The sequence below is a fragment of the Methylophilus aquaticus genome (assembly GCF_030769565.1).
Lineage (GTDB): Bacteria > Pseudomonadota > Gammaproteobacteria > Burkholderiales > Methylophilaceae > Methylophilus > Methylophilus aquaticus.
Genome location: NZ_JAVCAP010000009.1, coordinates 58,297 through 82,848 on the forward strand (window position 1 = coordinate 58,297; position 24,552 = coordinate 82,848).

The 24,552-nt window shown below is 48.4% G+C and carries 24 protein-coding genes and 5 tRNA genes; 17 read left to right on the top strand and 12 right to left on the bottom strand.

The features are described 5' to 3' along the window. The first annotated feature begins 75 nt into the window (after positions 1-75). From lon to Q9291_RS04625, 5 genes are all read left to right on the top strand, one after another. Positions 76-2,508 (top strand): endopeptidase La, encoded by a 2,433-nt coding sequence (gene lon / locus Q9291_RS04605; protein ID WP_306388854.1) that lies wholly within the window; start codon positions 76-78, stop codon positions 2,506-2,508. A gap of 118 nt (positions 2,509-2,626) precedes the next feature. Beyond that, positions 2,627-2,899 carry an HU family DNA-binding protein gene (locus tag Q9291_RS04610; protein ID WP_306388855.1) on the top strand — a complete coding sequence of 91 codons (273 nt, stop codon included), beginning with the start codon at positions 2,627-2,629 and terminating at the stop codon, positions 2,897-2,899. A 74-nt stretch (positions 2,900-2,973) separates the two neighbouring features. Then, a tRNA-Val gene (locus tag Q9291_RS04615) sits at positions 2,974-3,049 on the top strand. Between the two features lie 168 nt (positions 3,050-3,217). Further along, positions 3,218-3,294: transfer RNA gene (locus Q9291_RS04620), tRNA-Asp, on the top strand. A gap of 390 nt (positions 3,295-3,684) precedes the next feature. Next, positions 3,685-5,580 (top strand): SurA N-terminal domain-containing protein, encoded by a 1,896-nt coding sequence (locus tag Q9291_RS04625; protein WP_306388856.1) that lies wholly within the window; start codon positions 3,685-3,687, stop codon positions 5,578-5,580. Positions 5,581-5,795: 215 nt separating this feature from the next. On the opposite strand, the gene Q9291_RS04630 is transcribed toward Q9291_RS04625, so the two are convergent. The 6 genes from Q9291_RS04630 to gloB all read right to left on the bottom strand — a co-directional run bounded on the left by Q9291_RS04630 (position 5,796) and on the right by gloB (position 12,777). Next, positions 5,796-6,581, bottom strand: a complete 786-nt coding sequence (locus tag Q9291_RS04630; RefSeq protein ID WP_306388857.1) for an enoyl-ACP reductase FabI — start codon at positions 6,579-6,581, stop codon at positions 5,796-5,798. Between the two features lie 34 nt (positions 6,582-6,615). Next, entirely contained in the window at positions 6,616-7,440 is an 825-nt protein-coding gene (locus tag Q9291_RS04635) for an ABC transporter permease (RefSeq protein ID WP_306388858.1), read from the bottom strand. 17 nt (positions 7,441-7,457) lie between these two features. Continuing rightward, the gene (locus tag Q9291_RS04640; protein WP_306388859.1) at positions 7,458-8,480 is read right to left on the bottom strand and encodes an ABC transporter permease; all 1,023 of its coding nucleotides are present in this window, start codon (positions 8,478-8,480) and stop codon (positions 7,458-7,460) included. Positions 8,481-8,483: 3 nt separating this feature from the next. Then, positions 8,484-10,106 carry a peptide-binding protein gene (locus Q9291_RS04645; protein WP_306388860.1) on the bottom strand — a complete coding sequence of 541 codons (1,623 nt, stop codon included), beginning with the start codon at positions 10,104-10,106 and terminating at the stop codon, positions 8,484-8,486. A 107-nt stretch (positions 10,107-10,213) separates the two neighbouring features. After that, positions 10,214-11,770 (bottom strand): transglycosylase SLT domain-containing protein, encoded by a 1,557-nt coding sequence (locus Q9291_RS04650; RefSeq protein WP_306388861.1) that lies wholly within the window; start codon positions 11,768-11,770, stop codon positions 10,214-10,216. A gap of 227 nt (positions 11,771-11,997) precedes the next feature. Then, complete coding sequence (gene gloB / locus Q9291_RS04655) at positions 11,998-12,777, bottom strand: hydroxyacylglutathione hydrolase (RefSeq protein ID WP_306388862.1); 780 nt, start codon at positions 12,775-12,777, stop codon at positions 11,998-12,000. Between the two features lie 87 nt (positions 12,778-12,864). Between gloB and Q9291_RS04660 the strand changes: the two genes are divergently transcribed. Genes Q9291_RS04660 through dnaQ form a run of 3 tightly spaced genes read left to right on the top strand, consistent with a single transcriptional unit; the run spans position 12,865 to position 14,750 of the window. Continuing rightward, positions 12,865-13,635, top strand: a complete 771-nt coding sequence (locus Q9291_RS04660; RefSeq protein WP_306388863.1) for a class I SAM-dependent methyltransferase — start codon at positions 12,865-12,867, stop codon at positions 13,633-13,635. Next, positions 13,601-14,059, top strand: a complete 459-nt coding sequence (gene rnhA, locus Q9291_RS04665) for a ribonuclease HI (protein WP_306388864.1) — start codon at positions 13,601-13,603, stop codon at positions 14,057-14,059. Before Q9291_RS04660 ends, rnhA begins: the two co-directional genes overlap by 35 nt. A gap of 10 nt (positions 14,060-14,069) precedes the next feature. After that, complete coding sequence (gene dnaQ / locus Q9291_RS04670; RefSeq protein ID WP_306388865.1) at positions 14,070-14,750, top strand: DNA polymerase III subunit epsilon; 681 nt, start codon at positions 14,070-14,072, stop codon at positions 14,748-14,750. Between the two features lie 72 nt (positions 14,751-14,822). On the opposite strand, the gene queD is transcribed toward dnaQ, so the two are convergent. Continuing rightward, on the bottom strand, positions 14,823-15,269 hold the full coding sequence (queD, locus tag Q9291_RS04675) for a 6-carboxytetrahydropterin synthase QueD (protein WP_306388866.1): 447 nt from the start codon (positions 15,267-15,269) through the stop codon (positions 14,823-14,825). A gap of 59 nt (positions 15,270-15,328) precedes the next feature. Then, a complete protein-coding gene (locus Q9291_RS04680; RefSeq protein ID WP_306388867.1) occupies positions 15,329-15,502 on the bottom strand; it encodes a hypothetical protein in 174 nt (57 codons plus the stop codon). A 239-nt stretch (positions 15,503-15,741) separates the two neighbouring features. Here Q9291_RS04680 and Q9291_RS04685 point away from each other — a divergent pair, with 239 nt between their 5' ends. Next, positions 15,742-16,272, top strand: coding sequence for a glutathione peroxidase (locus Q9291_RS04685; protein ID WP_306388868.1), 531 nt, complete (start codon positions 15,742-15,744; stop codon positions 16,270-16,272). 128 nt (positions 16,273-16,400) lie between these two features. Here the strand turns inward: Q9291_RS04685 and Q9291_RS04690 are convergent. The 3 genes from Q9291_RS04690 to Q9291_RS04700 all read right to left on the bottom strand — a co-directional run bounded on the left by Q9291_RS04690 (position 16,401) and on the right by Q9291_RS04700 (position 17,757). Beyond that, positions 16,401-16,476 (bottom strand) — tRNA-Glu (locus Q9291_RS04690). 87 nt (positions 16,477-16,563) lie between these two features. Next, a tRNA-Ala gene (locus Q9291_RS04695) sits at positions 16,564-16,639 on the bottom strand. A 227-nt stretch (positions 16,640-16,866) separates the two neighbouring features. Then, positions 16,867-17,757, bottom strand: coding sequence for a hypothetical protein (locus Q9291_RS04700; protein WP_306388869.1), 891 nt, complete (start codon positions 17,755-17,757; stop codon positions 16,867-16,869). A 554-nt stretch (positions 17,758-18,311) separates the two neighbouring features. On the opposite strand from Q9291_RS04700, the gene pabC reads away from it, so the two are divergent. The 8 genes from pabC to Q9291_RS04740 all read left to right on the top strand — a co-directional run bounded on the left by pabC (position 18,312) and on the right by Q9291_RS04740 (position 24,300). Continuing rightward, positions 18,312-19,160, top strand: a complete 849-nt coding sequence (gene pabC, locus Q9291_RS04705; protein ID WP_306388870.1) for an aminodeoxychorismate lyase — start codon at positions 18,312-18,314, stop codon at positions 19,158-19,160. 67 nt (positions 19,161-19,227) lie between these two features. Beyond that, positions 19,228-20,235 (top strand): endolytic transglycosylase MltG, encoded by a 1,008-nt coding sequence (gene mltG / locus Q9291_RS04710; RefSeq protein ID WP_306388871.1) that lies wholly within the window; start codon positions 19,228-19,230, stop codon positions 20,233-20,235. Between the two features lie 9 nt (positions 20,236-20,244). Next, positions 20,245-20,850, top strand: a complete 606-nt coding sequence (gene tmk, locus Q9291_RS04715) for a dTMP kinase (protein WP_306388872.1) — start codon at positions 20,245-20,247, stop codon at positions 20,848-20,850. A 29-nt stretch (positions 20,851-20,879) separates the two neighbouring features. Continuing rightward, on the top strand, positions 20,880-21,854 hold the full coding sequence (gene holB, locus Q9291_RS04720; protein WP_306388873.1) for a DNA polymerase III subunit delta': 975 nt from the start codon (positions 20,880-20,882) through the stop codon (positions 21,852-21,854). A gap of 69 nt (positions 21,855-21,923) precedes the next feature. After that, the gene (locus Q9291_RS04725; protein WP_306388874.1) at positions 21,924-22,277 is read left to right on the top strand and encodes a PilZ domain-containing protein; all 354 of its coding nucleotides are present in this window, start codon (positions 21,924-21,926) and stop codon (positions 22,275-22,277) included. A 14-nt stretch (positions 22,278-22,291) separates the two neighbouring features. Then, positions 22,292-23,068 (top strand): TatD family hydrolase, encoded by a 777-nt coding sequence (locus Q9291_RS04730; protein WP_306388875.1) that lies wholly within the window; start codon positions 22,292-22,294, stop codon positions 23,066-23,068. Next, positions 23,059-23,823, top strand: a complete 765-nt coding sequence (locus Q9291_RS04735; RefSeq protein WP_306388876.1) for an MBL fold metallo-hydrolase — start codon at positions 23,059-23,061, stop codon at positions 23,821-23,823. Before Q9291_RS04730 ends, Q9291_RS04735 begins: the two co-directional genes overlap by 10 nt. Positions 23,824-23,928: 105 nt before the next feature. Beyond that, entirely contained in the window at positions 23,929-24,300 is a 372-nt protein-coding gene (locus tag Q9291_RS04740) for a hypothetical protein (protein WP_306388877.1), read from the top strand. A gap of 157 nt (positions 24,301-24,457) precedes the next feature. Here the strand turns inward: Q9291_RS04740 and Q9291_RS04745 are convergent. Continuing rightward, positions 24,458-24,542, bottom strand: a tRNA-Leu gene (locus Q9291_RS04745). Positions 24,543-24,552: the final 10 nt, after the last annotated feature.

Here is a 24,552-nt window from a genome sequence, read left to right on the forward strand (position 1 = left end):
GATCTCTTGAATTCCCAAAGAATGTTCCCATCTATCATCAAAGGCTGTGCCCTTTGACACTTTTAGAAAGAAGCTATGACAGAACAAACTTTGCTTGAGGGCGATGCGCCTGAAAACCAACTCATTCCTTTGTTGCCGTTGCGTGATGTCGTGGTCTATCCGCATTTGGTGATTCCACTGTTTGTGGGGCGAACCAAATCGGTAAAAGCACTCGAGTGTGCCTCTGAGGGGGATAAAAAGATTTTGCTGGTAGCACAGAAGTCTGCCAACAAAGATGATCCCGTAGCAGAAGACTTATATGAAATCGGTACACTTGCGACCGTGTTGCAAATGCTTAAGCTGCCAGATGGTACTGTGAAAGTGCTGGTTGAAGGTTTGCATAGGGTACGCGTCACTGATTTTATTGAAACAGATGATTGTTTCATGGCCCGTGGTGCTGAGGTGGAGCAAACCAACCAGCACGACAGTGAGGCTGAGGCTTTGATGCGTACGGTGATGACGCAGTTTGATCAGTACGTCAAACTCAATAAGAAAATTCCCCCTGAAATTTTAACTTCGTTAGCGACAATTAACGAACCGGGCCGCCTGGCTGATACCATCTCTGCCCACTTGACATTAAAGCTGGAAGAGAAGCAAAAAGTGCTGGAGATGCTCAGTGTCGTTGAGCGCCTAGAGCATTTACTCTACCTGATGGAGTCTGAAATTGACATCTTGCAGGTAGAAAAGCGTATCCGTGGCCGCGTGAAGCGTCAAATGGAGAAAAGCCAGCGCGAGTACTACCTGAACGAGCAGGTGAAGGCTATCCAGAAAGAACTGGGTGAGCAGGACGAAAACGCCGAGATGGAGGAGCTGGAGCAGCGTATTAAAAGTGCTGCCATGCCTAAAGATGCGCTCAATAAGGTCAATGCCGAGTTCAAAAAACTTAAGCTGATGTCGCCAATGTCGGCTGAAGCTTCTGTGGTGCGCAACTACATTGATACTTTGTTGAATTTGCCGTGGAAGAAAAAAACAAAAATTAGCAAAGACTTGAAAGCCGCAGAAGCTATTCTCGATGCTGATCACTATGGCCTTGATAAAGTCAAAGAGCGTATTGTTGAGTACTTAGCTGTACAGCAGCGTGTAGGCAAGCTTAAAGCGCCAATTTTGTGTCTGGTAGGCCCTCCAGGTGTTGGTAAAACGTCCTTAGGCCAAAGTATTGCTAAAGCGGTGAATCGCAAGTTTGTGCGTATGGCTTTAGGCGGCGTGCGTGACGAAGCCGAAATTCGTGGACACCGTCGTACCTATATTGGTTCAATGCCAGGCAAAGTGTTGCAAAGTATGAGCAAGGCTGGCGTAAAAAACCCATTGTTCCTGCTCGATGAGGTCGACAAAATGGGGCAGGACATGCGTGGAGACCCTTCTTCCGCATTGCTGGAGGTGTTAGATCCTGAGCAGAACCATACCTTTGCCGACCATTATGTTGAAGTCGATTATGACCTCAGTGATGTCATGTTTGTGGCAACCGCCAACAGTATGAATATTCCTGAACCATTGCTAGATCGCATGGAAATTATTCGTCTTGCCGGTTACACCGAGGATGAAAAAATAAATATCGCAATGCGATACCTGTTACCGAAGCAGCTCAAGGCACATGGATTGAAGGCCGCTGAAATTGCTGTTGCTGAGACCGTGCTGCGAGATATCGTGCGTTATTACACACGTGAAGCAGGTGTACGCCGACTTGAGCAGGAGATCGCAAAGATTTGCCGCAAGGCTGTAAAAGAGTTGCTGCTCGCAAAAGACAAGACGAAAGCAGTCAAGAAAATCAATGTCAACAGCAAAAATCTGGAGCAGTATTTAGGTGTCAAGCGGTATGATTTTGGCGTTGCTGCTAAGGATAACCAAGTGGGGCAGGTCACAGGATTGGCATGGACTTCTGTTGGAGGCGAGCTGTTAACGATTGAAGCTGTTATTTTGCCCGGTAAAGGCAAGACTATCACGACCGGCAAGCTCGGTGATGTGATGCAGGAGTCAGTTACTGCTGCCATGAGTGTGGTCCGCAGTCGCGCTGAAGGGCTGGGCATCAGCAATGATTTCTATGAAAAGAAAGACATTCACATTCACTTGCCAGAAGGTGCAACACCAAAAGATGGTCCGAGTGCCGGCATTGCGTTAACGACAGCGATTGTGTCAGTGCTGACAGGCATTCCTGCACGTGCTGATGTAGCGATGACAGGTGAAATTACCCTGCGTGGTGAAGTTTTACCCATTGGGGGGTTGAAAGAGAAGTTGTTGGCAGCCCATCGTGGTGGCATTAAAACTGTCTTGATCCCTTCGGCTAATGAAAAAGATTTGGTTGAAATTCCAGCCAATATCAAAAAAGATCTTGATATTCATTGCGTCAAATGGATCGATCAGGTACTGGATTTGGCGCTTGAGAGTGCACCGCAGCCGCTTGCAGTGACTGCGCCTGGCGTAGAATTGGTGACAGCGGCCGAGGGAAATCCCGAGCAGGCAGTGACGCATTAGATAAAAACATGCGAATTATTGTCAAATCGCTGGATTAGGCTTGACAGCCCGTTTTAGGGCTTGATATAAAGGCAATACAGGATGTACCTGTTTTTTTAACTAGATATAGGGGAAACACGTGAATAAATCAGAATTGATAGATCATATTGCAAATGCAGCTGGTATTTCAAAAGCCGCTGCTGCTCGTGCGCTTGATGCTACGACTGAAGCTATTGGTGGCGCACTGAAAAAAGGTGATATGGTAACTTTGATTGGTTTTGGTACATTCTATGTAGGTGAGCGTTCAGCACGTTCCGGCCGTAACCCGCGTACCGGTGCAACGATTAACATCAAAGCTGCTAAATCTCCTAAATTTAGGGCTGGTAAAGGCCTTAAAGATGCTGTAAACTAGCGGTCTTTGGTTGAGCAGAAAGACCGCTCAACCTGATCATGAAGTTGCAATAATAGTATGTTGATTATTGTTACGGGTGCTTAGCTCAGTTGGTAGAGCGTCGCCCTTACAAGGCGAATGTCAGCGGTTCGACCCCGTTAGCACCCACCATAACAATACTTTCATATTTAAGAGTGCGAAGTTGGCGCTCTTATTTTTTTGAACAAAACGCACTTCATAAACTACATTAATTGACAGCACTAAGTATCAGTTGTTAATTAAAATAGTAGTTGAAATTATAAGAAATATCGTGTTATAATTTCAGCTTAACGATTACCGGGAGCGGTAGTTCAGTTGGTTAGAATACCGGCCTGTCACGCCGGGGGTCGCGGGTTCGAGTCCCGTCCGCTCCGCCAGATTAAAGCCCTGATTTATCAGGGCTTTTTCTTTTTATCCTCTCATATCAACCGCCTTAATTTTTGGTTTACATTCCAAATTGGGAATATGTTCGTATGCTAAGCGCTCAACCTCTGGACGAATGCATGTGTACGACTAGCTACCATTTTTATGGATAAGACAATATGTCTATTTGAGTCTTTACTGTGCTGTTGAACACTTATGCCAACGCATGTACTGGAGCGTTTGCCGGATATTGAGTTGCGCGCAGCTTTTCTCTTTTTCACATGCCCTTGTATCTGGGGAAAGTTGCATTGCCAGGCAAGGTCTGGCAGCTGAAACCCGCTGATTGAGTTACGTTTGTGGTATATTGTGCCGTTGTCAAAAAATCAGGTAATGGAAACAGAAATATGTTGGAATCACTTAGAAAACATACGCAGGGGTGGATGGCAAAAGTTATTTTGGCCTTGATTACAATTCCTTTTGCTTTATTTGGAATTGACTCTTATCTTAACCAGGCTGGCGGTCAGGTTGCCGTTGCTAAAGTCGATGGGCAAAAGATTTCTCTGCAGGAATATTCGAATGCAGTTGAAAATGCGCGTAACTATATGCAGTCTCAGGGGCAAAAAGTTGAAAGCGCGCTGTTGGAAAGCCCGGCGTTCAAACAATCTGTACTGAATGGTATTATCACCCGCCGTGTGGTGGAGCGGGCCATGACTGACTACCGCTTTAAAATTAGCGATGAACAGTTGAGCCAGCATATTCTGGGAATGCCCGAGTTTCAGGCGAACGGAAAGTTTTCAGAAGAGACCTATAATCAACTTCTGTCGCAAAATAAACTTACGCCAGCCAAATTTGAGCAAGGTGTGCGAAAAGACCTGGCTGTACAACAAGTGCGCGACGGATTGGCCAATCTGGTATTTATGCCTAAAAAAGTAGCTGAACAATCATTGATGTCCGAGTTTGAGCAGCGTGAGGTGACGGTATTCGACATCAAGGCTGCTGACTTTATGAATCAGGTGGAAATCAAGCCTGAGCAGGTACAGGCTTATTACAACCAGCATAAAAGCAAATTCATTGCACCAGCTAAAGTCAAAATACAGTTTGCATTATTATCGGCGGCCGGTTTAATGGGGCAGGTGACTGTTTCAGATGCTGAAGTGAAGCAATACTACGATGAGAATGCCGCTAAATTTCAAGGCAATGAGCAACGTCAGGCCAGTCATATTCTGATCGGTGTGAATGCAAATGCTACGCCGGAAGAAAAAGCCGCCGCCAAACAAAAAGCAGAAATGATTTTGCAACAGGCAAAGGCTAATCCCAAGAGCTTTGAGAAGCTGGCGATTGAAAACTCTCAAGACACAGGCTCAGCCGCCAAAGGAGGCGACTTGGGTAGTTTTGGTCGCGGAGCCATGGTCAAGCCATTTGAGGACGCTGCTTTCTCAATGAAAGTGGGCGAAATCAGCAATCTTGTTGAATCTGAGTTTGGGTATCACATTATTAAGCTGACAGGTGTGACCGGTGAGTCATCTGATTTTGATACAGTAAAAACCAATATCAAAGCCGAGCTGATTTTTCAGAAAGCACAGGCTAAATATGCCGAGTTGGCAGATGATTTCGGTAATACGGTTTATGAACAGTCAGGTAGCCTGGATCCGGTTGCCAAGAAGTTTAATGTTCAGGTGCAGACTTCACCGGACATGACCCGTGATGAGATTATCAAGTTTTTCAAGAGCGAGCGTTTTGCGACCATGGTCTTTTCTGATGAAGTTCTGAAAGACAAACGTAATACCGAAGCGGTTGAAGTCTCAGCTAATAATCTGGTGGCAGGCCGAGTAGTCTCTTACACACCGGAGGCACCACGCAATTTTGACGAAGTAAAAGGGGGCATAGAGGCGCTGCTCAAGTCAGAAGCTGCATCAAAACTTGCCAAGCAAAAAGGGGAAGCCGTGCTGGCGGATTTGAAGGCAGGCAAGGCGGTTGATCCTGACTGGATTACGCCGGTGACTGTAGACCGAAAAAATGCGCAAGGTCTGACAGATGCTGTGATGCGGAATGTATTTAAAGTCAGCACGCATACGTTGCCTGCTTATTATGGTTTTAATGAAGACAACAAGGGCTACACGCTGCTTAAAGTTATTGCAGTGACGCAGAAGTTGAAGGAGGATCCACAAATGGCTGATAAAGCTTATCGTGTTTACCAGTCAGCCTTGGGCGCAGAAATGTCTTATGCCTATGTTGCCTCACTCAAAGCTAAAAAAGAAATTCAGGTCAATCCAAAAGTACTGTTATCAAACAATAACTGAAATTAATGTGAAACATACAGAAAAAGGAGAGCATTGCTCTCCTTTTTTGTTTTTGCGCAATCTTCACAAAGTGATGATTTAAAACCACATAACACACCGCATGAGGCCAGCCAAGTTATCCGGTGAGCAGGCTTCAGAATATGTTGAGCGAGACCATGATTTTATAAAAAAGCCTGACTGTTTAAAAGTCAGGCTTTTTACCAGCATGCCCAAATTTAATCTATTTGACCAGCCGCTGTAATATTCATGCCGCCATCCACATAAGTAATCTCGCCAGTGATACCTGAGGCCAGGTCGCTGCACAAGAAGGCTGCTGCATTGCCCACTTCATCAATGGTAACGTTACGACGCAGAGCGGCATGCTTTTCGTTAAAGCCGATCATTTTGTCAAAGTCTGCAATGCCGGAGGCTGCCAGCGTTTTAATCGGGCCTGCAGACACCGCATTGACGCGGATGCCACGTGGGCCAAGGCTTTGCGCCAGGTAGCGCACATTGGCTTCCAGACTGGCTTTGGCAACACCCATCACATTGTAGTTAGGCATGGTACGTTCCGCACCCAGATAGCTCAGCGTGAGCAGGCTGCCGTTACGGCCCTGCATCATAGGGTAGGCTGCTTTGGCCATGGCGGAAAAACTGTATGAGCTGATATCGTGCGCAATTCTGAAGTATTCACGGTTGATATTGTCCAGATAATCACCATCCAGAGCGACTTTTGGCACAAAGGCGACAGAGTGAACGACGCCGTCCAGACCGTCCCAATGTTTGGCCAGGTCAATAAACAATTGTTCGATTTGTGCATCTTCAGCCACATCACAAGGCAGCACCAATGTGGAGTCGAAGTCAGCAGCCAGGTCACGTACACGCTTCTCGTGTTTGTCGACCTGATAGGTGAATGCCAGTTCGGCACCTTCACGCTTCATGGCGGCAGCAATGCCGTAAGCAATAGAACGGTTGCTGAGCAGGCCAGCGATCAGAATTTTTTTTCCAGCAAGAAATGCCATGCTTGATCCTATACGATGATTTCAGGTAACAGGGTTAACGCGAGTTAGTTGACCTAGGGTCAAACAATTCACGCAAACCTTCGCCGAGCAGATTATACCCTAACACCGTGATTAATATGGCTAATCCGGGGAAGAGGGATAACCACCAGGCGAACTGGATGTATTCCTTGCCGTCGGTCAGGATATTGCCCCACGAGGCTTGCGGGGCTTGTACGCCAAGGCCGAGAAAGCTTAGGCCCGACTCCAGCAGGACGGCACTGGCAATGCCGAGGACGACGCTGACCAATACCGGGGTCAGACTGTTAGGCAGGCAATGTTTAAAAATGATACGCCAGTCTCTGGCACCGAGTGCTGCTGATGCGAGTACAAATTCACGTTGGGTCAGGCTGAGAAACTCGGCCCTGACTAATCGCGTCACACCCATCCATGACGTTAAGCCAATCACGATCATGACATTGGTGATCGATGGGCTTAAAAAGGCAATCACGGCAAGAATCAGGAAAAAGCTGGGGATGGAAAGCATGATGTCTACCAGCCGCATAATGACAGTATCTACCCAGCCACGGTAATAGCCGGCTATAGCGCCAAGTATGATGCCGATGGCCGTGGAAATGCCGACAGCTACCAGCCCGACCAGTAAGGAAATACGGCCACCGAACAACATGCGGCTCCACACGTCACGGCCCAGACCATCTGTGCCCATCCAGTGATTGGCAGAAGGAGAAAGCAGAATGTCTTTGACCTGAATGGCATCGGGGTCGTAGGGCGCCAGCCAGGGGGCGAGCAGCGCCAGGACGAGCATCAGGCTGATCAACACAAAGCCTGTCAACGCAAGCGGGTTTGAAAAGAGTTGTTTCATATTGAATGGCCTGTGGTTTATGTAGGCATGATCCCCTTGCGCAAGCGCGGGTCTGCCCATGCATAAGCTACATCTGCCACCAGGTTGCCAACCAATGTCAGTGCAGAACCAATGGTGAGTATGCCCATGACGACAGGAAAGTCACGCATCATGACAGCTTCATAGAATAGTTTGCCCATGCCGGGGATCGCGAAAATGGTTTCGGCAATCACCGAACCGCCAATCAGGCCTGGAATCGACAATCCAATCAGCGTAATCAAGGGAAGCAGCGCGTTGCGCAGGGCATGGCGGTACACCACCAGATGCTCGCTCAGGCCTTTTGCCCGCGCAGTCATCACATAATCTTGCCCCAGAACGTCCAGCATGCCATTTTTCACAAACAGGGTCACACTGGCGAGGCCTGTCACAGCAGGAATCAACACCGGCATAAACAAGTGCATGCAAAGGTCTTTGAACTTGCCCCAAGCATCCAACTGATCATAACTCAGGCTATGCAAGCCGGAAATAGGGAACCAGGGATGCAAGACCCCCAGCCAGTACATGACCAGTAAAGACAGCCAGAAACCAGGAATGGAGAATCCGATAAAATTAAACAGTGTAATTGCACGGTCTTGCCACTGATGACTGCGTCGTGCGGCTAGTACGCCGAGCGGGATGGCGAGCGACAGTGTGATGACCAAGCCCAGCACATTCATGAGCAGTGTCACAGGTAGTGCTTCCTGAATCATGCCGTTGGTGTGATTACCCTCTTTATCGGTTTCGGCCCAGAATACCGGTTTCTGGTGGCTGGCAAACGAGTGGCCAAAGTCCAGATGTGCCATGCGTTCGAGCCATAAACCATATTGCACGATAACGGGTTTATCCAAATGATACAGTTCACGCAGTTTTTGCCGGGATTCTTCCGAGGATTTTGGATCAAAGGCGGCTTCTGTGCTGGTAATGTCACCAGGCGCCAAGTGCATGATAAAGAACGAAATCAGACTGATGCCGATCAGCATAGGAATCATCCACATGACACGTTTTAGCAGATAGCGAAACATGATTTAGTTGGCCTGCATTTCAGTGCGCCGCAATGGAGAGGGAATGTACCATTTTTGTGAATCATATCCCACTCCTGCCGGAGGGACTGGCTGCATAATGCCTTGTATACGTTTGTGGATGGCTGTCAGCCCGTAGCCCGCCGAGAGGTAGACAATCGGGCTGTCGTTATACAGCTTTTCAGCTAAAGCGTGATAGAGGTGCATGCGCTTTTCCTGATCAAATTCGACCCGTCCCTGTTCCAGCAATCGATCAACTTCTGCATTGTGGTAGCCAATAAAGTTGAATTGTCCTGGTTTTTGCTGGCTGGAGTGCCAAATATTATACTGGTCGGGATCCAGCCCTAATCCCCAGCCCATGACCACTGCGTCAAAATCACCGGTTTTAATGAAGCGGGTGATCAGGCTGGCCCATTCAATACTGCGCACCCGAATATCAATGCCCACTTCTTTCAGTCTGCGTTGGATAATCACCACGGTTTTTTCACGTTCTTTATTGCCGTGATTGGTAAGTACCTCAAAAGAAAGCTTCTGGCCATTGCGATCCACATACCCGTCACCGTCAGTGTCGCGATACCCGGCCTCTGCCAGCAGCGCTTTGGCCTGTTGCGGATCGTAAGGGTAGGGTGTCAGTGCCGGATTGCTCCAGCGTGTTCCCGGTTTGTAAGGGGACGCAATCGGCACGCCCAACCCTAAATACACACCATCAATAATCTCCTGCTTGTCGATAGCCAGGTTGATCGCTTTGCGTACGCGCATATCATCAAACGGTTTGTGCTTGAGGTTAAATCCAAGGTAAGTATAGCTGTTGCCTAATTCTTTGTATTGATTTAGTCTGGCTTGCAGTGCCGGACGCGACGGGATAATACGTGCATAAGTGATGGGGTCCATATTCATGCTGTCAATATTGTCCGCCATCAGTTCCAGGAATTGCGCGGCCGGGTCTGGGATAATCCGCTCAATCAACCAGTCTATGTTCGGTTCGCCCAGAGCGGCATGTGGATTTTTGACCAGTTTAAGATACTCACCATGACGCCACTCTTTCAGCTGGTAATAATGGCTACCAACGGGTTTTTGCGCAAAAGCGGTGGTGTGCACATCCTGTCCTTGCAACAAATGTTTGGGCAATATCTGTAGTCCAGCCCAGCTGTTCAGCGCTGGAGAGAAGGCTTGTGCATAATGCACAATAAAAGTGTGTGCATCGGGTGCTTCTGCCTGCGTGACCAACTGATAATCTGAGGCATAGGGGCTATGCGTCGTTTCGTTGGTGACCAACTGCCAGGTAAACAGCACGTCCGCACTGGTCAGTGCATGGCCATCTGCCCATTTCAGTCCTGGTTTCAGATGAAAGGAGATGGTTTTCTTGTCTGCAGATACTTCCCAGCGCTCGGCCAATTCGCCAGTCAGGTCCAGATTTTGGTCATATTGAAGCAGTGCGTTGAAAATATGGGCTGAAATGGCTGAGGAGGCTGACTCGCCTGCCACCATTGAAATCAGGCTGCTTGGATCAGAAGGCATGGCACTGATCATGGTACCCCCAGGCTGTGGCGGATAGGTCTGGTGTAATGCAGGTGATGCTGTTTCAGGAGGCTGGCTGCAAGCGGTCACGAGCAGGTATAACAGAAGCATCCACGTATTCGGCGTACGCGCGCTTAAACACCTGACGCCATCAGCAAGGTGTGACCAACAGGCAGAGGAGAGTGGCATAGGCAGTGTCCCGGACTTTAGGCGCTGTTTTATCGTTTGTGTCGCGGACTGTTATGTGTGGTGCTGGACTTTTTATTGTGATGGCTGCTGCTTGTTGCACGGCTACTTTTGGTACTGGAATGGGTTTTACCAGCCGTTTTGGAAGTGCTGCCTTTTACCTTTTTACCGCTGTGATGGCTACTCGATGAAGCCTCTCCTGCGGATGACTGTTCAATGCGCAGTGACTGGCCTGCCGAGAGGTGACGATTTTTCAGGTGGTTAGTTTGCATAATGTCTTTGATACTGACCCCATAGCGTTTAGACAGTTTTGATAAGGTATCACCGTTTTTAACTTTGTGCGTAACTGAACGCACTCCGGCAGACGTTTTCTCCATCGGTACATCTACCGAGAGCTTCGCCATCGCCGCGACATCAATGGGTTGCGTGAGGTTTGAGTGTCCTTCTACTGGTACGAGCAAGGGTCTACGCACAATCAGGTTTTTGTTCGGCTTGAGGTTATTGGTTGCACTTAATTCGTAAATACTCACGCCAAATTTGCTGGCAATGCTTCCCAGACGCTCGCCGCGTTTGGGAAGATAGCTATGCCAACTCGAAAGCGGCCTATCATAACGATTCAGATTACTGGTGAAGTTGTTTGCAGCCCACGTAGGCAGCAGCAATTTCTGATAACTATTTTCTGTAATCAGAACTGGCCGCTTGAAACTTGGATTAAGCGCATTAAATTCTTCCACCGAGATTCCGGCAAGTTCGGCTGCCAGTTTTGCATCAATTTTATTAGGTGCCTGTACCGTTGCAAAATAGGGGCGATTGGGAATCTCATTCAGGGTTAAACCATACTGCTCAGGCCTAAAAATAATATTTTTGATCGCCTGCAGTTTGGGTACATAGTTGCGGGTTTCATCGGGGAGTGACAAGTGTTGATAGTCAGTCGGCAAGCCAAGCTTGCGGTTACGTTCAATGGCTCGAGCGACCGTGCCTTCACCTGCATTGTAGGCGGCGAGTGCCAAATCCCAGGCACCGAACATGGTATACAACTTTTGCAGATAATTGAGCGCAGCCTGGGTGGCTGCAGTCACGTCTTTGCGCGAGTCTTTCCAGTAGTTTTGTTTCAGGCCAAAGTCTTTGCCTGTAGAGGGAATAAATTGCCAGATACCGGATGCTTTGCTGGTGGAAAGTGCTTTCGGGTTGAACCCGCTTTCAATCATTGGGAGCAGTGCAATTTCGGTGGGCATGCCACGCTTTTCAACCTCTACCACAATGTGATAAAGATATTTTTTGCTACGCTCTAGCATGCGTGATACATAGTCTGGTCGGGATGCATACCATTGCTCATGCTTGTTGGTATATTCTGAATCAATATCCGGCATGCTAAAGCCATCTCGCACGCGATCCCACAAACTTTCCTGCAATGACAGCGAGTCTTCAAACTGATAGCCAGAAACCAGTCCATCCGTGTCAGGGGCGCCATAGCTTTCATCAAAGCTGCCGTTATCAGTTGATAGCGTGGCCTCTTCATAAGGTTCGGCAATCACTGGACCAGATAACCATGAAGCTGCGATGACTAACAATAACAAACTTAAACGCATGACGGTATTAACAAATCCTGAGGCTTGCTGCGCGAAGCGACTGTTGCCGGGCTTCGAGCATTGATTGATAAACGGGATGGCTTGTCAGCCGATTCAACCACTCTATAAGAGTGTCGTAACGCACGTGGGCGTCTACAGGAGCACACCATTCTACGTTAATTTTTTTCTCAGACAACCCCTGATTATCAATCATTTTGACCACGCGCTTCTAAATTATTCTAAGATAATTAAAATGAATTTCTGCGTGCCCGCAGAGCTGTGAACAACGCTATTGGCGTTAAATGATTAAATGGAGCGAGATTAACTAATTGCGCGCAACGCAGGAAAGGATTGGTGTTTTTCTCCAGCCCGACCGTGCTCGGCAGTGTGGATAGTGCCTGGTCGCGCAAGACTAATGTACTTGCTGCACGCTGTTTGAGCATTTCGTTATCTGGTTCTATTGTCAATGCAAATGCAATATTATGGGCTGTATACTCATGCGCCGGGTACAGTAAAGTGCTTTCAGGCAATTCGGCAATTCTTTGCAGTGATTGGTACATTTGTACAGGGGTCCCTTCAAATAGGCGTCCGCATCCTGCCCCGAAAATGACGTCGCCAGAAAACAGATGTTTGCCATCCACCAGATACGCGACATGGTCCAGTGTATGGCCGGGCAAGCACATCACTCGACATTGCAGTCCTGGTATGAGAGGAAATGTAATGTGCTCACCTTCATGCACGCTGATCGGGTGTAGTGCGGTATAAGCCGCATGTAGGTGGTCTGGTGCGTATACCGGACATTGCCAGCGCTTTTGCAATTCGGCAGCACCGCCTGTATGGTCGGCGTGATGATGGGTAAGCAGAATGGCTACAAGGCGGCAGTGGTGTTGATGCAGTGCTTGCTCAACGACATCTGCATCGCCTGGATCCACTACCAGCGCATATTGCTCCTGCCGTAGCAGCCATAGATAGTTGTCGCTAAAGGCAGGCAAGGCGTTAATATGCAAACTTGTTGTTGTTTCGGACATACAGCATGATTGAAAAAATGCTTGTCCTTGTCAAGCAAGGGTTGAAGATTCAGAATTGAACAGTGTTTTGTTTTTGTGGAGTCTATTTTGCAAACAAATAGTTTGGCCAGTTTTGACTCAACCGCATTGGGTCAATATATTGCACAACGCGAGCTTGATGTTTACGGCCAGTCCGTAGCAGATGTATTTGGCTATCATGCTTTACAATTAGGCTGGCCTGGTTACGACTTGCTCGGGCAGAGCCGTATCCCTTACAAACATTATCTCCAGCCAACGCAGCATGGCAAGCGTACCTCTCTCATTTGTGAGAGCGAATTTTTGCCTTTTTCCGAAAATACAATTGATTTAATTTGTCTGCCACATGTGCTGGAGCAGTGTTTGCAGCCGCAACAAACCCTGCGCGAGCTTTTGCGTGTACTGGTGCCTGAGGGCACACTGGTTTTGACCGGCGTCAGCCCAGTCAGTCTGCTTGGCTTGCGCGCGCGTGGTGGTCAATTCAGGCTGGCTGGGCAGTTTCAGCGCCTCTTTACTGCATGGCGAATACGTGACTGGTTGAGCGTGCTAGGGTTTGAGGTAGTAAACAGCAGTTATTTGATGCATGCGCTCCCTGTGAACGATAATCGATGGTTGGCGCGCCAATCCTGGCTTGAGAAGTGGGGGCCTCGCAGTTGTGGTATGACTGGCGGTATTTATTTTGTGGTGGCCAAAAAGCGCATATTTAATGTTCGCGTCATTCGTCCTGACTGGAAGAAAGCGCCATTGTCGCAAGCTTTACACGTCAGAAAAACCCGTTCCAGAATACAAAAACAGTTAAAATGTGCAGATGACGACACAAGCATGGATAGAAATATACGCTGATGGTGCCTGCAAGGGTAACCCAGGTGTAGGAGGGTGGGGCGTCTGGTTAAAGGCGGGCCCGCATGAAAAAACATTATGTGGTGGTGAACTGATGACCACCAATAATCGAATGGAGCTGATGGCAGTGATTCAGGGCTTGCAAGCACTTAAAAAACCTGCCAGCGTTAAGGTGTACACTGACTCCAGTTATGTACAAAAAGGCATGACAGAGTGGATCGTCGGCTGGAAAAGTAAACAGTGGCGTACCGCTGACAAAAAGCCGGTGAAGAACGCGGATCTTTGGCAAACGCTGGATGCATTGGCCGCACCGCATCAGATTGAGTGGATCTGGGTAAAAGGCCACGCCGGGCATGCAGGTAATGAAAAGGCTGATGCGCTGGCCAATCAGGGTGTGCTCTCGGTAACACAATCTTCAACCTTATAAATAGACCGCTATGAGACAAATCTTTCTCGATACCGAAACCACGGGCCTGTACCCTGATCAAGGACACCGGATTATTGAAATTGCAGCGGTCGAAATTTTCAATCGCAGACCGACACAGCGCCACTTTCACGTTTACATCAACCCTGAACGTGAAATCGATGCCGGAGCCCAGGAAGTGCATGGCATTTCCCTGGAGTTCCTGCAAGACAAGCCCTTGTTCAGCCAAGTGGCGCAAGAGTTTATCGATTTTGTACAGGGTGCCGAGCTCATTATCCACAATGCGCCGTTTGATGTCGGCTTTTTAAATATGGAGCTGAGTCGATTGGGCATGGAGCGCCTGGAGCAAAGTGTCAGCAATATTGTAGACACACTCAAAATGGCAAAGGAAGCCCGGCCGGGCCAGCGCAACAACCTCGATGCATTGTGTCGACATTTCGGCATTGATAACTCCAAACGTACCTTGCACGGCGCTTTGCTGGATGCAGAGCTATTGGCCGAAGTCTACATCGCCATGACGCGGGGTCAGGAAAGCTTGCTGATGGAACTGTCTGGCGCTGAATCGCAAGTGTCGCAGGCAGCTTTGAATGTCGATTATAGCGCACTTAAACTGTTGGTCGCCGATCACGAGGAGCTTGCTACTCACCATCAATACATCGATAGTCTGGCCAAATCAGGCGCCAAGCCATGGTAATTCAATGGTACCGGGATTGCTTGTATTAAAAATTAATCAGCAGTATTCAAAGTCGAATAGCAGATCATCGACTTAGTCGTTATCGAAAGCATCGGTCCAGCTGTTAGGCGTTTCATACAAACGTACGCGCACAAGTTTAAGCTGATTGCCAAAGGTGTCCCGATATTGTGCTTTGAGTAACCTGAATGCCTCAGCAGCCATGTTTTCGGCAGTAGGAATAGTCGGGAATACCACAGTCTTGTGGTTAGGCAGGCTATTTAAAAAATCCAGGACTGCGGTGTCATGCTTGAATACCAGAAACGCATGGTCCCAACGGTCAACAATGGTTTCGCGTGCAATGCGTTTCACATCGGCAAAATCCATCACCATCCCGTTTTCGGAAGCATGTTCTGCCTGAATGATATCGCCAGAAAGCGTGATTTCAATCGCATAACGATGACCGTGCAGGTTGCGGCATTGACTTTTATGATCAGGAATACGATGGCCGGCATCGAATTCCAAGCGTGTAGTAATTTCCATGCCCGCATTATATCAGCAACCGTGCAACACGCTGTGCACGACTTGCCAGGGATGAATGATTAATACAAATCGTCAATATTCATCAAGGCATCTTCTTCAGCAGAATAATGCTTGTGACTCTTTTCGTAAGCGCTGTAGCCTTCTGTGTAATCATCCACTTCATCGCCGGCAAAATCTTCCAGCATTTGGTCGATACGTTTAAAATTGTCTGTAGACCCTGTTTTTTGCAACATGATGCACTCCTGTTATTTTGACTGACTCAAATTCGTCAGTTTGGACATTTCGTAGCACTTTTATCCTCTACAATAGGTATGTAGCATAGAGTATGCCAAGCATATATTGGCCTCTCTTAAACAGATTATCGACACTATTTAACAATAATGAATACCAGTGTACGCTGGCTGTGAACAAAAAGGATAAATCCTTGTCTACAAAGGAATAAAAATAAATGTTAATTCATCAGGAGATACACATGCGAGGCTTGTTAATCGCACTTTTTACCGTAGGGGGCATGCACATGGCGCAGGCAGAATGTTTGCCAATTTATCAACACCAGTTCAAAACGCTGCAAGGCCAAACTGTCGATTTTTGTCAGTATCAGGACAAACCCATACTGGTCGTCAACACGGCCAGCAAATGCGGCTTTACCCCGCAGTTTGAAGCACTGGAAAATTTATATGCGCAATATAAGGACAAAGGCTTGCTGGTGGTAGGCTTTCCATCTAATGACTTCCGGCAAGAGCCAGGTAACAATAAGCAAATTGGTGATTTCTGTAAACTGACCTATGCAGTCAAGTTTCCCATGATGGAAAAATCCAGTGTTACCGGTAGCCAGGCCAATCCTTTGTATCAGCAACTGATCAAGCAAACCGGGCAGTCACCGCAATGGAATTTTTACAAGTATGTGATTTTGCCAGGCGGCCAGAAAATTTACGTGTTCAATAGCATGACCAGCCCTGAAAGCGAAGACATCATGGGTAAGATCAAGCCTTACCTCAAATAAAAAAACCATCTTTGCTTGTTGCCTGAAAGGGCAGCAAGCCTGCATGATGATTTATGTATTGAAAAATACTTTTGGAAATTTAAAACAGAATGCTTAATGTTATTTAAGCTAAACCACATGGAGTGATTTGGCGTCCCCACGGGGATTCGAACCCCGGTCGCCTCCGTGAAAGGGAGGTGTCCTAGGCCTCTAGACGATGGGGACCTAAGAAATTTACAACCCGTGCATTATACCATTAATTCAAAAAAATGAAATATTAATTTAACAAAAAAACCAATATTTTCAATCACTTGGTGGAGATAAGCGGGATCGAACCGCTGACCTCTTGCATGCCATGCAAGCGCTCTCCCAGCTGAGCTATACCCCCAAATCTCTGGTATTGCAGTTCTTTGTTTTGCAGTGCAATTCAAAGAAGGCGCCATATTAATGACAGGCACCTTTCTTGTCAACGCTTTTCAAGCGGAAAGTGCAAAAAAACTATGGGGGCTGGATGGCCAGATTGCAGGCATATAGCAGATGAGGTGCTTTGCCATGATGTTCGCTAACTCGCACAGATACTACCCACTTGATCTGTATGCAGACTTAACCTTTCTTTCATGTCCTGTGGTCGGTGATTTCCATTTTTCGCTTTATCGATTTAGGTAGCCAGGCAGCCGATTGCATCAGAAAGTCCAGTAATGCCTGACGCGTAATATGTTCAATATGGGGTGCGCCACCACCTTGATAAATTTCGTTGGCTTGAAACAGGAAGACCTGATGGTTAAACTTTAGGTAGTCGTCTCGATTGATGGGCGTTTTTCCTGTTTTTACCTGGGTGATCGCCATTGCTCCACTCAGCGGGCTGACGCATACATACTCGAAACTCATGGTGTCTGCTTTGCGAGAGTTGGGTATGACATACCAGCCGTTGCTTTGCAGATAAAGGAAAACAAGGTCTTCTGTTTCCTCATCATCCAGCATCATGAATATGTCAGAGAAGGTTGAACGGTTAAGCTGGTAGACCTGTTGTCCGCTTAAGGTATTCCATAAATGGCGTGAATATGCGCTGGCTTTTTCGTCAGCAATTTTTTGAATCGTTCTAGAGGCCCTAAAGCAAGCAGTAATCTTCCCTGGCACCTCAGTGAGGTCAACTTGTTTTATTTCCACACGAAAAATATTGCTGATATCCACATCTAATGATTGTGATTCTTCCGTAGTCCAGTACTCCCATCCTGATAGCACGCGTGCAAGATAGTAATTGCCGTAAGTGTCCCGTGTCCAAACCAGATCATTCTGGCTGACTTGTTTTTGGAGATATTTGCATACTTCAAGGTTATTATATTTTAGAGAAGCTTCTTGGTAGTATTCGTCCCAACTTTTGGTGCTTTGATTGGATGCTGTTCTCCAACCTACCCCCAGCAGTCCCTCTTTTAAGCAGTATTCGAATGTTGTTTTCATGTTGGCAGTGCCGCCTTTGGGCCTGATATGGATTCTAAATACGTTCATTGTTTCTTTCTTTTTATTGGAAGCTGTCTCTTGTTGAGCGAGATATCTGATTTAAGGGGCTATTAAAAAATATAACAATCTATCCGCGCTTTAGCTTAACTTAATGAGCAAGCGTAGGGTGTATCCGCTTGCGGTACGCCGAATCTTTAAAGCATTCAACCAAATGATGAAGGTTTGACGTTCCATATGGCGGACTGTAAGCGAGTCCATCCTGCGCGAGGTGCTTCAATTTTGAAACTATCATCGCCAGCTTGATAGAAAAGAATCATTATCTTTTTCAAGTTTTTGTGTTTCAACTCCAATGGTGCCTTAAGCCTTATACCCAGAATAAGAAATAATGATAGATTTCACGGGGTGTTATGATTTATTTGTGGTTTTAATACCCACAGATTCATTGCATTAAAGTACCCCTTTTCAATGTATGGCAAGTGCCGCTAAGTACGCGTGTATTTACACCTCTTTTACTTGTTTGCTGTTCGTTCGCGGGCGTGATTTATGGTATGGTTTCAGCCTTGATAATTTAAGCCTGCGACTTTGCCGAGAACTCTTACAACATGACGACTGTGCGCTATTGTGTGAATGGCAAGCTGGTTGCCGGGGTGTCCCCGACTAACCGAGGGTTTGCTTATGGTGACGGGATTTTTCGTACCATGCGGTTGCTGGATGGCGAGCTGGTGGATTGGCCGTTGCATTATCAAACGCTGGTGGCGGATTGCAGCAAAATCCAGATGGTGTGTCCTTCTGCCGAGTTTCTGATGCAGGAGTTCAAGTATTTTATGGCTTCCGCTGAGGCCAATACGCGGTTGGCGAGTGTGATTAAAATCATCATCACACGGGGCGAGGGTGCACGTGGGTACGCACCCCCGGCTATTTGTGAGCCGACGCGAGTGTTTGTGCAATCGCCCATGCCGGTTTATCCATCTGAGATTTATACGCAAGGCGTTGCCTTGTATACCTGCCAAACGCGTTTGGCGTATCAGCCTGTGCTGGCGGGCATCAAGCATTTAAACCGTTTGGAAAATGTGCTGGCACGGGCCGAGTTAAAAGACCCGCGCTTTTTTGATGGTTTGCTGCTGGATTATGACAACCAGGTGATTGAGGCGGTGAGTGGCAATCTGTTTATCCGCAAAGCGGATACGGTGTTTACGCCTGCATTGGACAGTTGCGGTGTGGCGGGCGTGATGCGCCAGAAAATACTGGATTGGTATAAAACGCAAGGCCAGGCGGTGATTGTGGCGCCGATAGACAAGGCTGCGCTGCTGGATGCCGATGCGGTGGTGGTGGTAAACAGCGTGTACGGTATATTGCAGGTCAGCCAGATTGATGAACAACGGTTGGCGACGGATGACTGGGCCGGGCAACTCAGGCTGCGTTTGAATTACGGGGTTTCTGCAGATGCATAGGTATAGTGCGGAGCGCACAGCATACTGCGCAGTAACGCAGTCGAATAGATATTGATAGAAGTGGTATATGAGGTTAATCAGGCAGTTATTTAAGCGTGGGCTGGCCGTTGCGGTCTTGCTTCTGGTGTCACTGATGATATGGATGACTATTTTTATGATTCGTCCATTGCCGATGGCAGCAGAGTCGGTGGCCATGCAGATTCCTGCGGGTGCCAGTGTGCGCGCGATTGCAGATCAACTGGTGATGGCAGGCGTGCTGACCGAGCCATACAGTTTTTTGCTGGCGGTGAAATTATCAGGCAGTGGTAGCCAGTTGCAGGCAGGCGATTATGTGTTAAATGCGCCGTTGCAGGTATTTACACTGATAGATACGCTCAAGCATGGCACTTTTGATCAGTTGAAATTGCAGTTAACTGAGGGTAAGACGTTTGCAGATTTACGCCAGAAACTGGCACAGATGCCAAGCATACGCCAGGAGTCGGTCAGTTACTCTGATGTAGAACTCATGCAGCGGGTGAGCGGGCAGGCCATGTCACCTGAAGGCTGGTTTTTCCCGGACACCTATTTTATGGATGCACAAAGCAGTGACATCGATGTGTATACGCGGGCCTATCAAAAAATGCTGCGGCATTTAAACGAAGCGTGGGCCAGTAGGGATGCCGGTCTACCTTATAAAACGCCTTATGAGGCTTTGATCATGGCCTCGATAGTGGAAAAAGAAACTGGTGTGGAAGAGGAGCGCCCACAAATTGCGGGAGTGTTTGTAAACCGGTTACGCATAGGCATGCGCTTGCAAACCGACCCCACTGTGATTTATGGCATTGGCCAGCGTTATCAGGGTAATATTACACGGCATGATCTGCTGACTGATACTCCCTATAACACGTATACGCGCAATGGTCTGCCACCGACGCCGATTGCCATGCCGGGGCTGGCTTCGATTCAGGCGGCGCTGCATCCGGCCAACACCAACGCTTTGTATTTTGTGGCTAACGGCCATGGTCGGCATGTATTTAATGCCAGCCTGGACGAGCACAACAAGGCTGTGCGCAAATATCAACTCAAAAAGAAATAACCTCAACTTATGGCTGGCTTGTTTATTACCCTTGAAGGCATGGATGGCGCGGGCAAAAGTACGCATATTCCGACCATTCTGCAATTGCTTGCCCAGCGTGGCAAAGAGGTGGTTTCCACGCGTGAGCCGGGTGGCACGCTACTGGGGGAAGAGCTGCGCGAGATTTTGCTGTATCGCCAGATGCATGTAGAGACGGAGTCGCTGCTGATGTTTGCAGCACGTGCCGAGCATTTGCAGCAAGTGATTTTGCCAGCGCTGCAACGCGGTGCAATTGTGCTTTCAGACCGGTTTACCGATGCTTCGTATGCGTATCAGTGCGGGGCGAGGGGATTGCCATACGCCAAAATGGAAGTGCTGGAGCACTGGGTGCAGGGCGATTTGCAACCGGATGTGACTTTGCTGTTTGATGTGCCGGTGGAGGTGAGTTTGCAGCGGCTGGCGTCTGCACGCACCCCGGACAAGTTTGAGGCACAGGGCGCTGATTTTTTTGCCAAACTGCGGGCGCAGTATCTGGCGCGTGCCGCGCAGTTTCCGCAGCGTTTTCACGTGATTGATGCCAACAGGCCATTGGAAGAAGTGCAGAAATCAGTTGAAGAAATCATCCTATCACTATGATTTATAGTGTTTATCCCTGGCAGGAATCTTTGCGCGCTCACTGGTTGCAACAAGGGGCGCAGCGTCATCATGCACTGTTGTGTTATGGCAAGCAGGGCATCGGTAAACTGGCTTTTGCCAAAGCGATGTCGGCCATGTTGTTGTGTTTGCAGCCACAGGATGGCCAGGCTTGCGGACAATGTGAGTCTTGCCACTGGTTAAGCGAGGGCGGGCATCCCGATTTCAAGGAGATTACGCCGGAAGATGCCGAGGCGGATGACAGCAAGAAGAAAACACGCAAGCGCCAGCAGATCACCATCGACCAGATCCGCGCACTGCATGATTATTTGTCACTGTCCAATCACCGGGTTGGGGGCATGCGCGTGGTATTGATCCATCCGCTGGAAGCCATGAATATCGCCGCTTCCAATGCCTTGCTCAAGTTACTCGAAGAGCCCCCGCAACGCACACAGTTTTTACTGGTGTCGCACCAGCGTCAGGCATTATTGCCCACGATTCTAAGTCGTTGCATGCAGGTGGAGATGCCGGTGCCCAGCGAAGCGCAAGGGCTACACTGGTTACAGTCACAAGGCGTTGCCCAACCTGAATGGGTCTGGCATTACAGTGGCGGTGCTCCTATCGGCATATTGGCCGACGCTGACGGGGAAAACGCTCTGGTGGATTGGCATGGCTGGTATCAGCAATGGCGCACGCTGCTGGGCAGTGGCGCCGCCATGGATACCGTGGCGGCAGGCAGTGTGCTGCTCAAGCAGGGCATGGAACAGGCCATTCAGGTATTGCAAAAGTGGCTGCTTGACCTCTGGTTATCACGTGAGCAATGTGCCTTGCGTTACCATCCCGGCGACGAAGCGCAGTTGCGTAAACTGGCTGCGCAGCTGGATATGTCGCGTTTGCTGGCATTTCAACAACAACTTAATCGGTTTAAAATGACAGCCACACATCCGCTCAATCAGGAGTTACAGCTGGAACAGCTATTGATGCAGTATAAAAAACTGTTTCAATAAGATTGTTCAAAGCAGCATTTGCCCTGAACTTTTCATTAACCGGCGGATAGTCCTCAAGGAACCATCGTCATGACTGATACTCAGACAGCCAAGCCCGGCGTATTGTCGCTGGCGATCAAAGAGAAAGCGGCGCTGTTTGCCGCTTACATGCCGTTTGTAAAAGGCGGTGGATTGTTTATTCCCACCAGCAAATCGTTCAGGATGGGCGAAGAGATATTCATGCTGCTGAGCCTGCTGGATGACCCGCATAAAATCAAATTGGCCGGCAAAGTGATCTGGATTACACCGCATGCCATCAATAACAAGCCGCAAGGCATCGGCATACAGTTCAGCGAAAAAGATGGCGGCATGGAAGCCAAAAAGCGGATTGAAGAAGTGCTGGGCGCCGCATTGAAATCCAGTCGTCCCACCCATACCATGTAATTGTCTGGAAGCCCATGTTTGTAGATTCACATTGTCACCTTAACTTTCCCGAACTGATTCAGAACATGGATCAGGTCAGGGCACAGATGCACACCAACGAGGTTGGGCATGCCTTGTGCGTGTCTGTCACGCTCGACAAGTTTCCTGAAGTGCTGGCGATTGCCGAGCAATACCCGAATATTTACGCATCGGTGGGCGTACACCCGGATTACGAAGATATCGAAGAACCTACGGTCGAAGGGCTGGTGGCCCTGGCACAACATCCTCGCGTGGTGGCGATTGGTGAAACCGGGCTGGATTACTTTCGGCTGCAAGGTGACTTGAGCTGGCAACGCGAACGCTTTCGCACCCATATCCGCGCCGCTAAATTATCGGGTAAGCCCTTGATTATTCATACCCGCAATGCGGCTGAAGATACCCTGCGTCTGATGCAGGAAGAAGGCGCTGCCGAGATTGGCGGCGTGATGCACTGTTTTACCGAAAGCTGGGAAGTGGCGCAGGCCGCCATCGCCATGGGCTTTTACATTTCGTTCTCAGGCATTGTCACGTTTAAAAATGCCCAGGCACTGAAAGAGGTGGCCCAAAAAGTGCCACTCGATGCCATGCTGATTGAAACCGATTCCCCTTACCTGGCGCCGATTCCGTTTCGTGGCAAAACCAACCAGCCGGGCTATGTGCGCCATGTGGCTGAAGAAATCGCCAGATTGCGCAATATTCCCTTGCAGCAAGTGATGGACGCCACCACACAGAACTTTTTTACCTTGTTCAGGCACGCACAACCATGCAGCTAACTGTGCTGGGGGTGGGGTCCAGCGCAGGTACACCAGCCATCGGCTGTGGGTGTGCCACCTGCACCTCTGCTGACCCACGCAACCAGCGTACACGATGCTCCAGCATGATTACACTGGAAGATGGCCAGGTGATTCTGATGGATACCACGCCTGATTTGCGCCAGCAGGCCTTGCGTGAACATATGCGCCGGGTCGATGCGGTGCTGTATACGCACACGCATGCCGACCATCTGCATGGCATTGACGATTTGCGTGCGTTTTGCCAAATCAACCGTCGCCAGATTCCCCTGTATAGCTACCCGGAAGCCATCACCCATATCCAGGAAAAGTTTGGCTATACGCTGCGCGAGCCTTCCAGCTACTGGGATCTGCCCGTGCTGGCTGCGCATGTGGTTGAAGCGCCATTTGAGGTGTGTGGTGTGCAGGTGACACCCATTCCGGTCATGCATGGACGTATTCGCATTTATGCGTATCGTATTGGCAATCTGGTCTACATGACGGACGTGTCTGCCATTCCAGAGGCTTCTTTCGCCTTGCTGCAAGGGGTGGAAGTACTGCTGATCGATTGTTTGCGTGACACGCCGCACCCCACGCATGTCAATGTTGAGCAGTCTCTGGCCCTCATTGCACAGATGGGTGCGCGACGTAATATTCTGATTCATATGACGCACGAGCTGGAATATCATGCACTGACTGCCAGATTGCCAGCTAACGTTGAAGTGGGCTATGATGGCTTGCAAGTTACACTGGTATGAGCGCACTTTTTTGCATGGCTGCGGTCAACCATATCAGGCAATAAACAGTTATACTCTTGCCTCATTTAAAACAACCTATTTGAAATTGGATAGTCGGGAAATCACATGAAGTTTTATCAACGCTGTTTACGTGCCTCATTGGTCGGCATTTTGTCTCTGGGTCTGTCATCTCTAGCGATGGCTGGCAAGACATATGGCGAATCAGAATTCATCGACAGTTTTAGTGGTAAATCCAAAAAAGTGGTCGAAGAGAAACTGGGTAAACCGGTAAGAAAGCAGCAATCTGTGAAACCCACCAACGCCAGCAATATGATTGCAGGCATGGGTCAGCAAGAAAAAAACTCAAAACCGGTACAAGTTGAAATGTGGTACTACAAAAACTTGGTCAAATACGATAAAAAGAACACGTATAAAGAAACCGAAGTGACCTTTGTAAACGACAGAGTGATGAATATCGGTTTTTTTAACAACCGCTGATGTCTGATCGCATTGAGATGAAAGCTGTGTTGAAACATACACAGCTTTTTCATTGGATTAAAACTTGTTGCAAGTGGAAAAAACTAATCAGTTAGTAAGCAAAGCCTACTCTGGGGTATGATGTTAGAAACTCTTGAAGGGGGATCAGGATTTTAGCTGGTGCCCAGAAGAGGACTCGAACCTCCACGTCTTTCAACACTAGTACCTGAAACTAGCGCGTCTACCAATTTCGCCATCTGGGCTAAAGAAGCT

Excerpts from the sequence above, each read along its gene's own strand:
- Q9291_RS04625 (WP_306388856.1), top strand. The coding sequence starts at position 3,685 with ATGTTGGAATCACTTAGAAAACATACGCAGGGGTGGATGGCAAAAGTT.
- Q9291_RS04645 (WP_306388860.1), bottom strand. The coding sequence starts at position 10,106 with ATGCTTCTGTTATACCTGCTCGTGACCGCTTGCAGCCAGCCTCCTGAA.
- tmk (WP_306388872.1), top strand. The coding sequence starts at position 20,245 with ATGGCTGGCTTGTTTATTACCCTTGAAGGCATGGATGGCGCGGGCAAA.
- Q9291_RS04700 (WP_306388869.1), bottom strand. The coding sequence starts at position 17,757 with ATGAACGTATTTAGAATCCATATCAGGCCCAAAGGCGGCACTGCCAAC.
- Q9291_RS04730 (WP_306388875.1), top strand. The coding sequence starts at position 22,292 with ATGTTTGTAGATTCACATTGTCACCTTAACTTTCCCGAACTGATTCAG.
- Q9291_RS04680 (WP_306388867.1), bottom strand. The coding sequence starts at position 15,502 with ATGTTGCAAAAAACAGGGTCTACAGACAATTTTAAACGTATCGACCAA.
- rnhA (WP_306388864.1), top strand. The coding sequence starts at position 13,601 with ATGACGACACAAGCATGGATAGAAATATACGCTGATGGTGCCTGCAAG.
- Q9291_RS04735 (WP_306388876.1), top strand. The coding sequence starts at position 23,059 with ATGCAGCTAACTGTGCTGGGGGTGGGGTCCAGCGCAGGTACACCAGCC.
- Q9291_RS04740 (WP_306388877.1), top strand. The coding sequence starts at position 23,929 with ATGAAGTTTTATCAACGCTGTTTACGTGCCTCATTGGTCGGCATTTTG.
- Q9291_RS04650 (WP_306388861.1), bottom strand. The coding sequence starts at position 11,770 with ATGCGTTTAAGTTTGTTATTGTTAGTCATCGCAGCTTCATGGTTATCT.
- queD (WP_306388866.1), bottom strand. The coding sequence starts at position 15,269 with ATGGAAATTACTACACGCTTGGAATTCGATGCCGGCCATCGTATTCCT.
- Q9291_RS04640 (WP_306388859.1), bottom strand. The coding sequence starts at position 8,480 with ATGTTTCGCTATCTGCTAAAACGTGTCATGTGGATGATTCCTATGCTG.
- Q9291_RS04630 (WP_306388857.1), bottom strand. The coding sequence starts at position 6,581 with ATGGCATTTCTTGCTGGAAAAAAAATTCTGATCGCTGGCCTGCTCAGC.
- Q9291_RS04635 (WP_306388858.1), bottom strand. The coding sequence starts at position 7,440 with ATGAAACAACTCTTTTCAAACCCGCTTGCGTTGACAGGCTTTGTGTTG.
- Q9291_RS04685 (WP_306388868.1), top strand. The coding sequence starts at position 15,742 with ATGCGAGGCTTGTTAATCGCACTTTTTACCGTAGGGGGCATGCACATG.
- gloB (WP_306388862.1), bottom strand. The coding sequence starts at position 12,777 with ATGTCCGAAACAACAACAAGTTTGCATATTAACGCCTTGCCTGCCTTT.
- lon (WP_306388854.1), top strand. The coding sequence starts at position 76 with ATGACAGAACAAACTTTGCTTGAGGGCGATGCGCCTGAAAACCAACTC.
- pabC (WP_306388870.1), top strand. The coding sequence starts at position 18,312 with ATGACGACTGTGCGCTATTGTGTGAATGGCAAGCTGGTTGCCGGGGTG.
- mltG (WP_306388871.1), top strand. The coding sequence starts at position 19,228 with ATGAGGTTAATCAGGCAGTTATTTAAGCGTGGGCTGGCCGTTGCGGTC.
- Q9291_RS04725 (WP_306388874.1), top strand. The coding sequence starts at position 21,924 with ATGACTGATACTCAGACAGCCAAGCCCGGCGTATTGTCGCTGGCGATC.
- dnaQ (WP_306388865.1), top strand. The coding sequence starts at position 14,070 with ATGAGACAAATCTTTCTCGATACCGAAACCACGGGCCTGTACCCTGAT.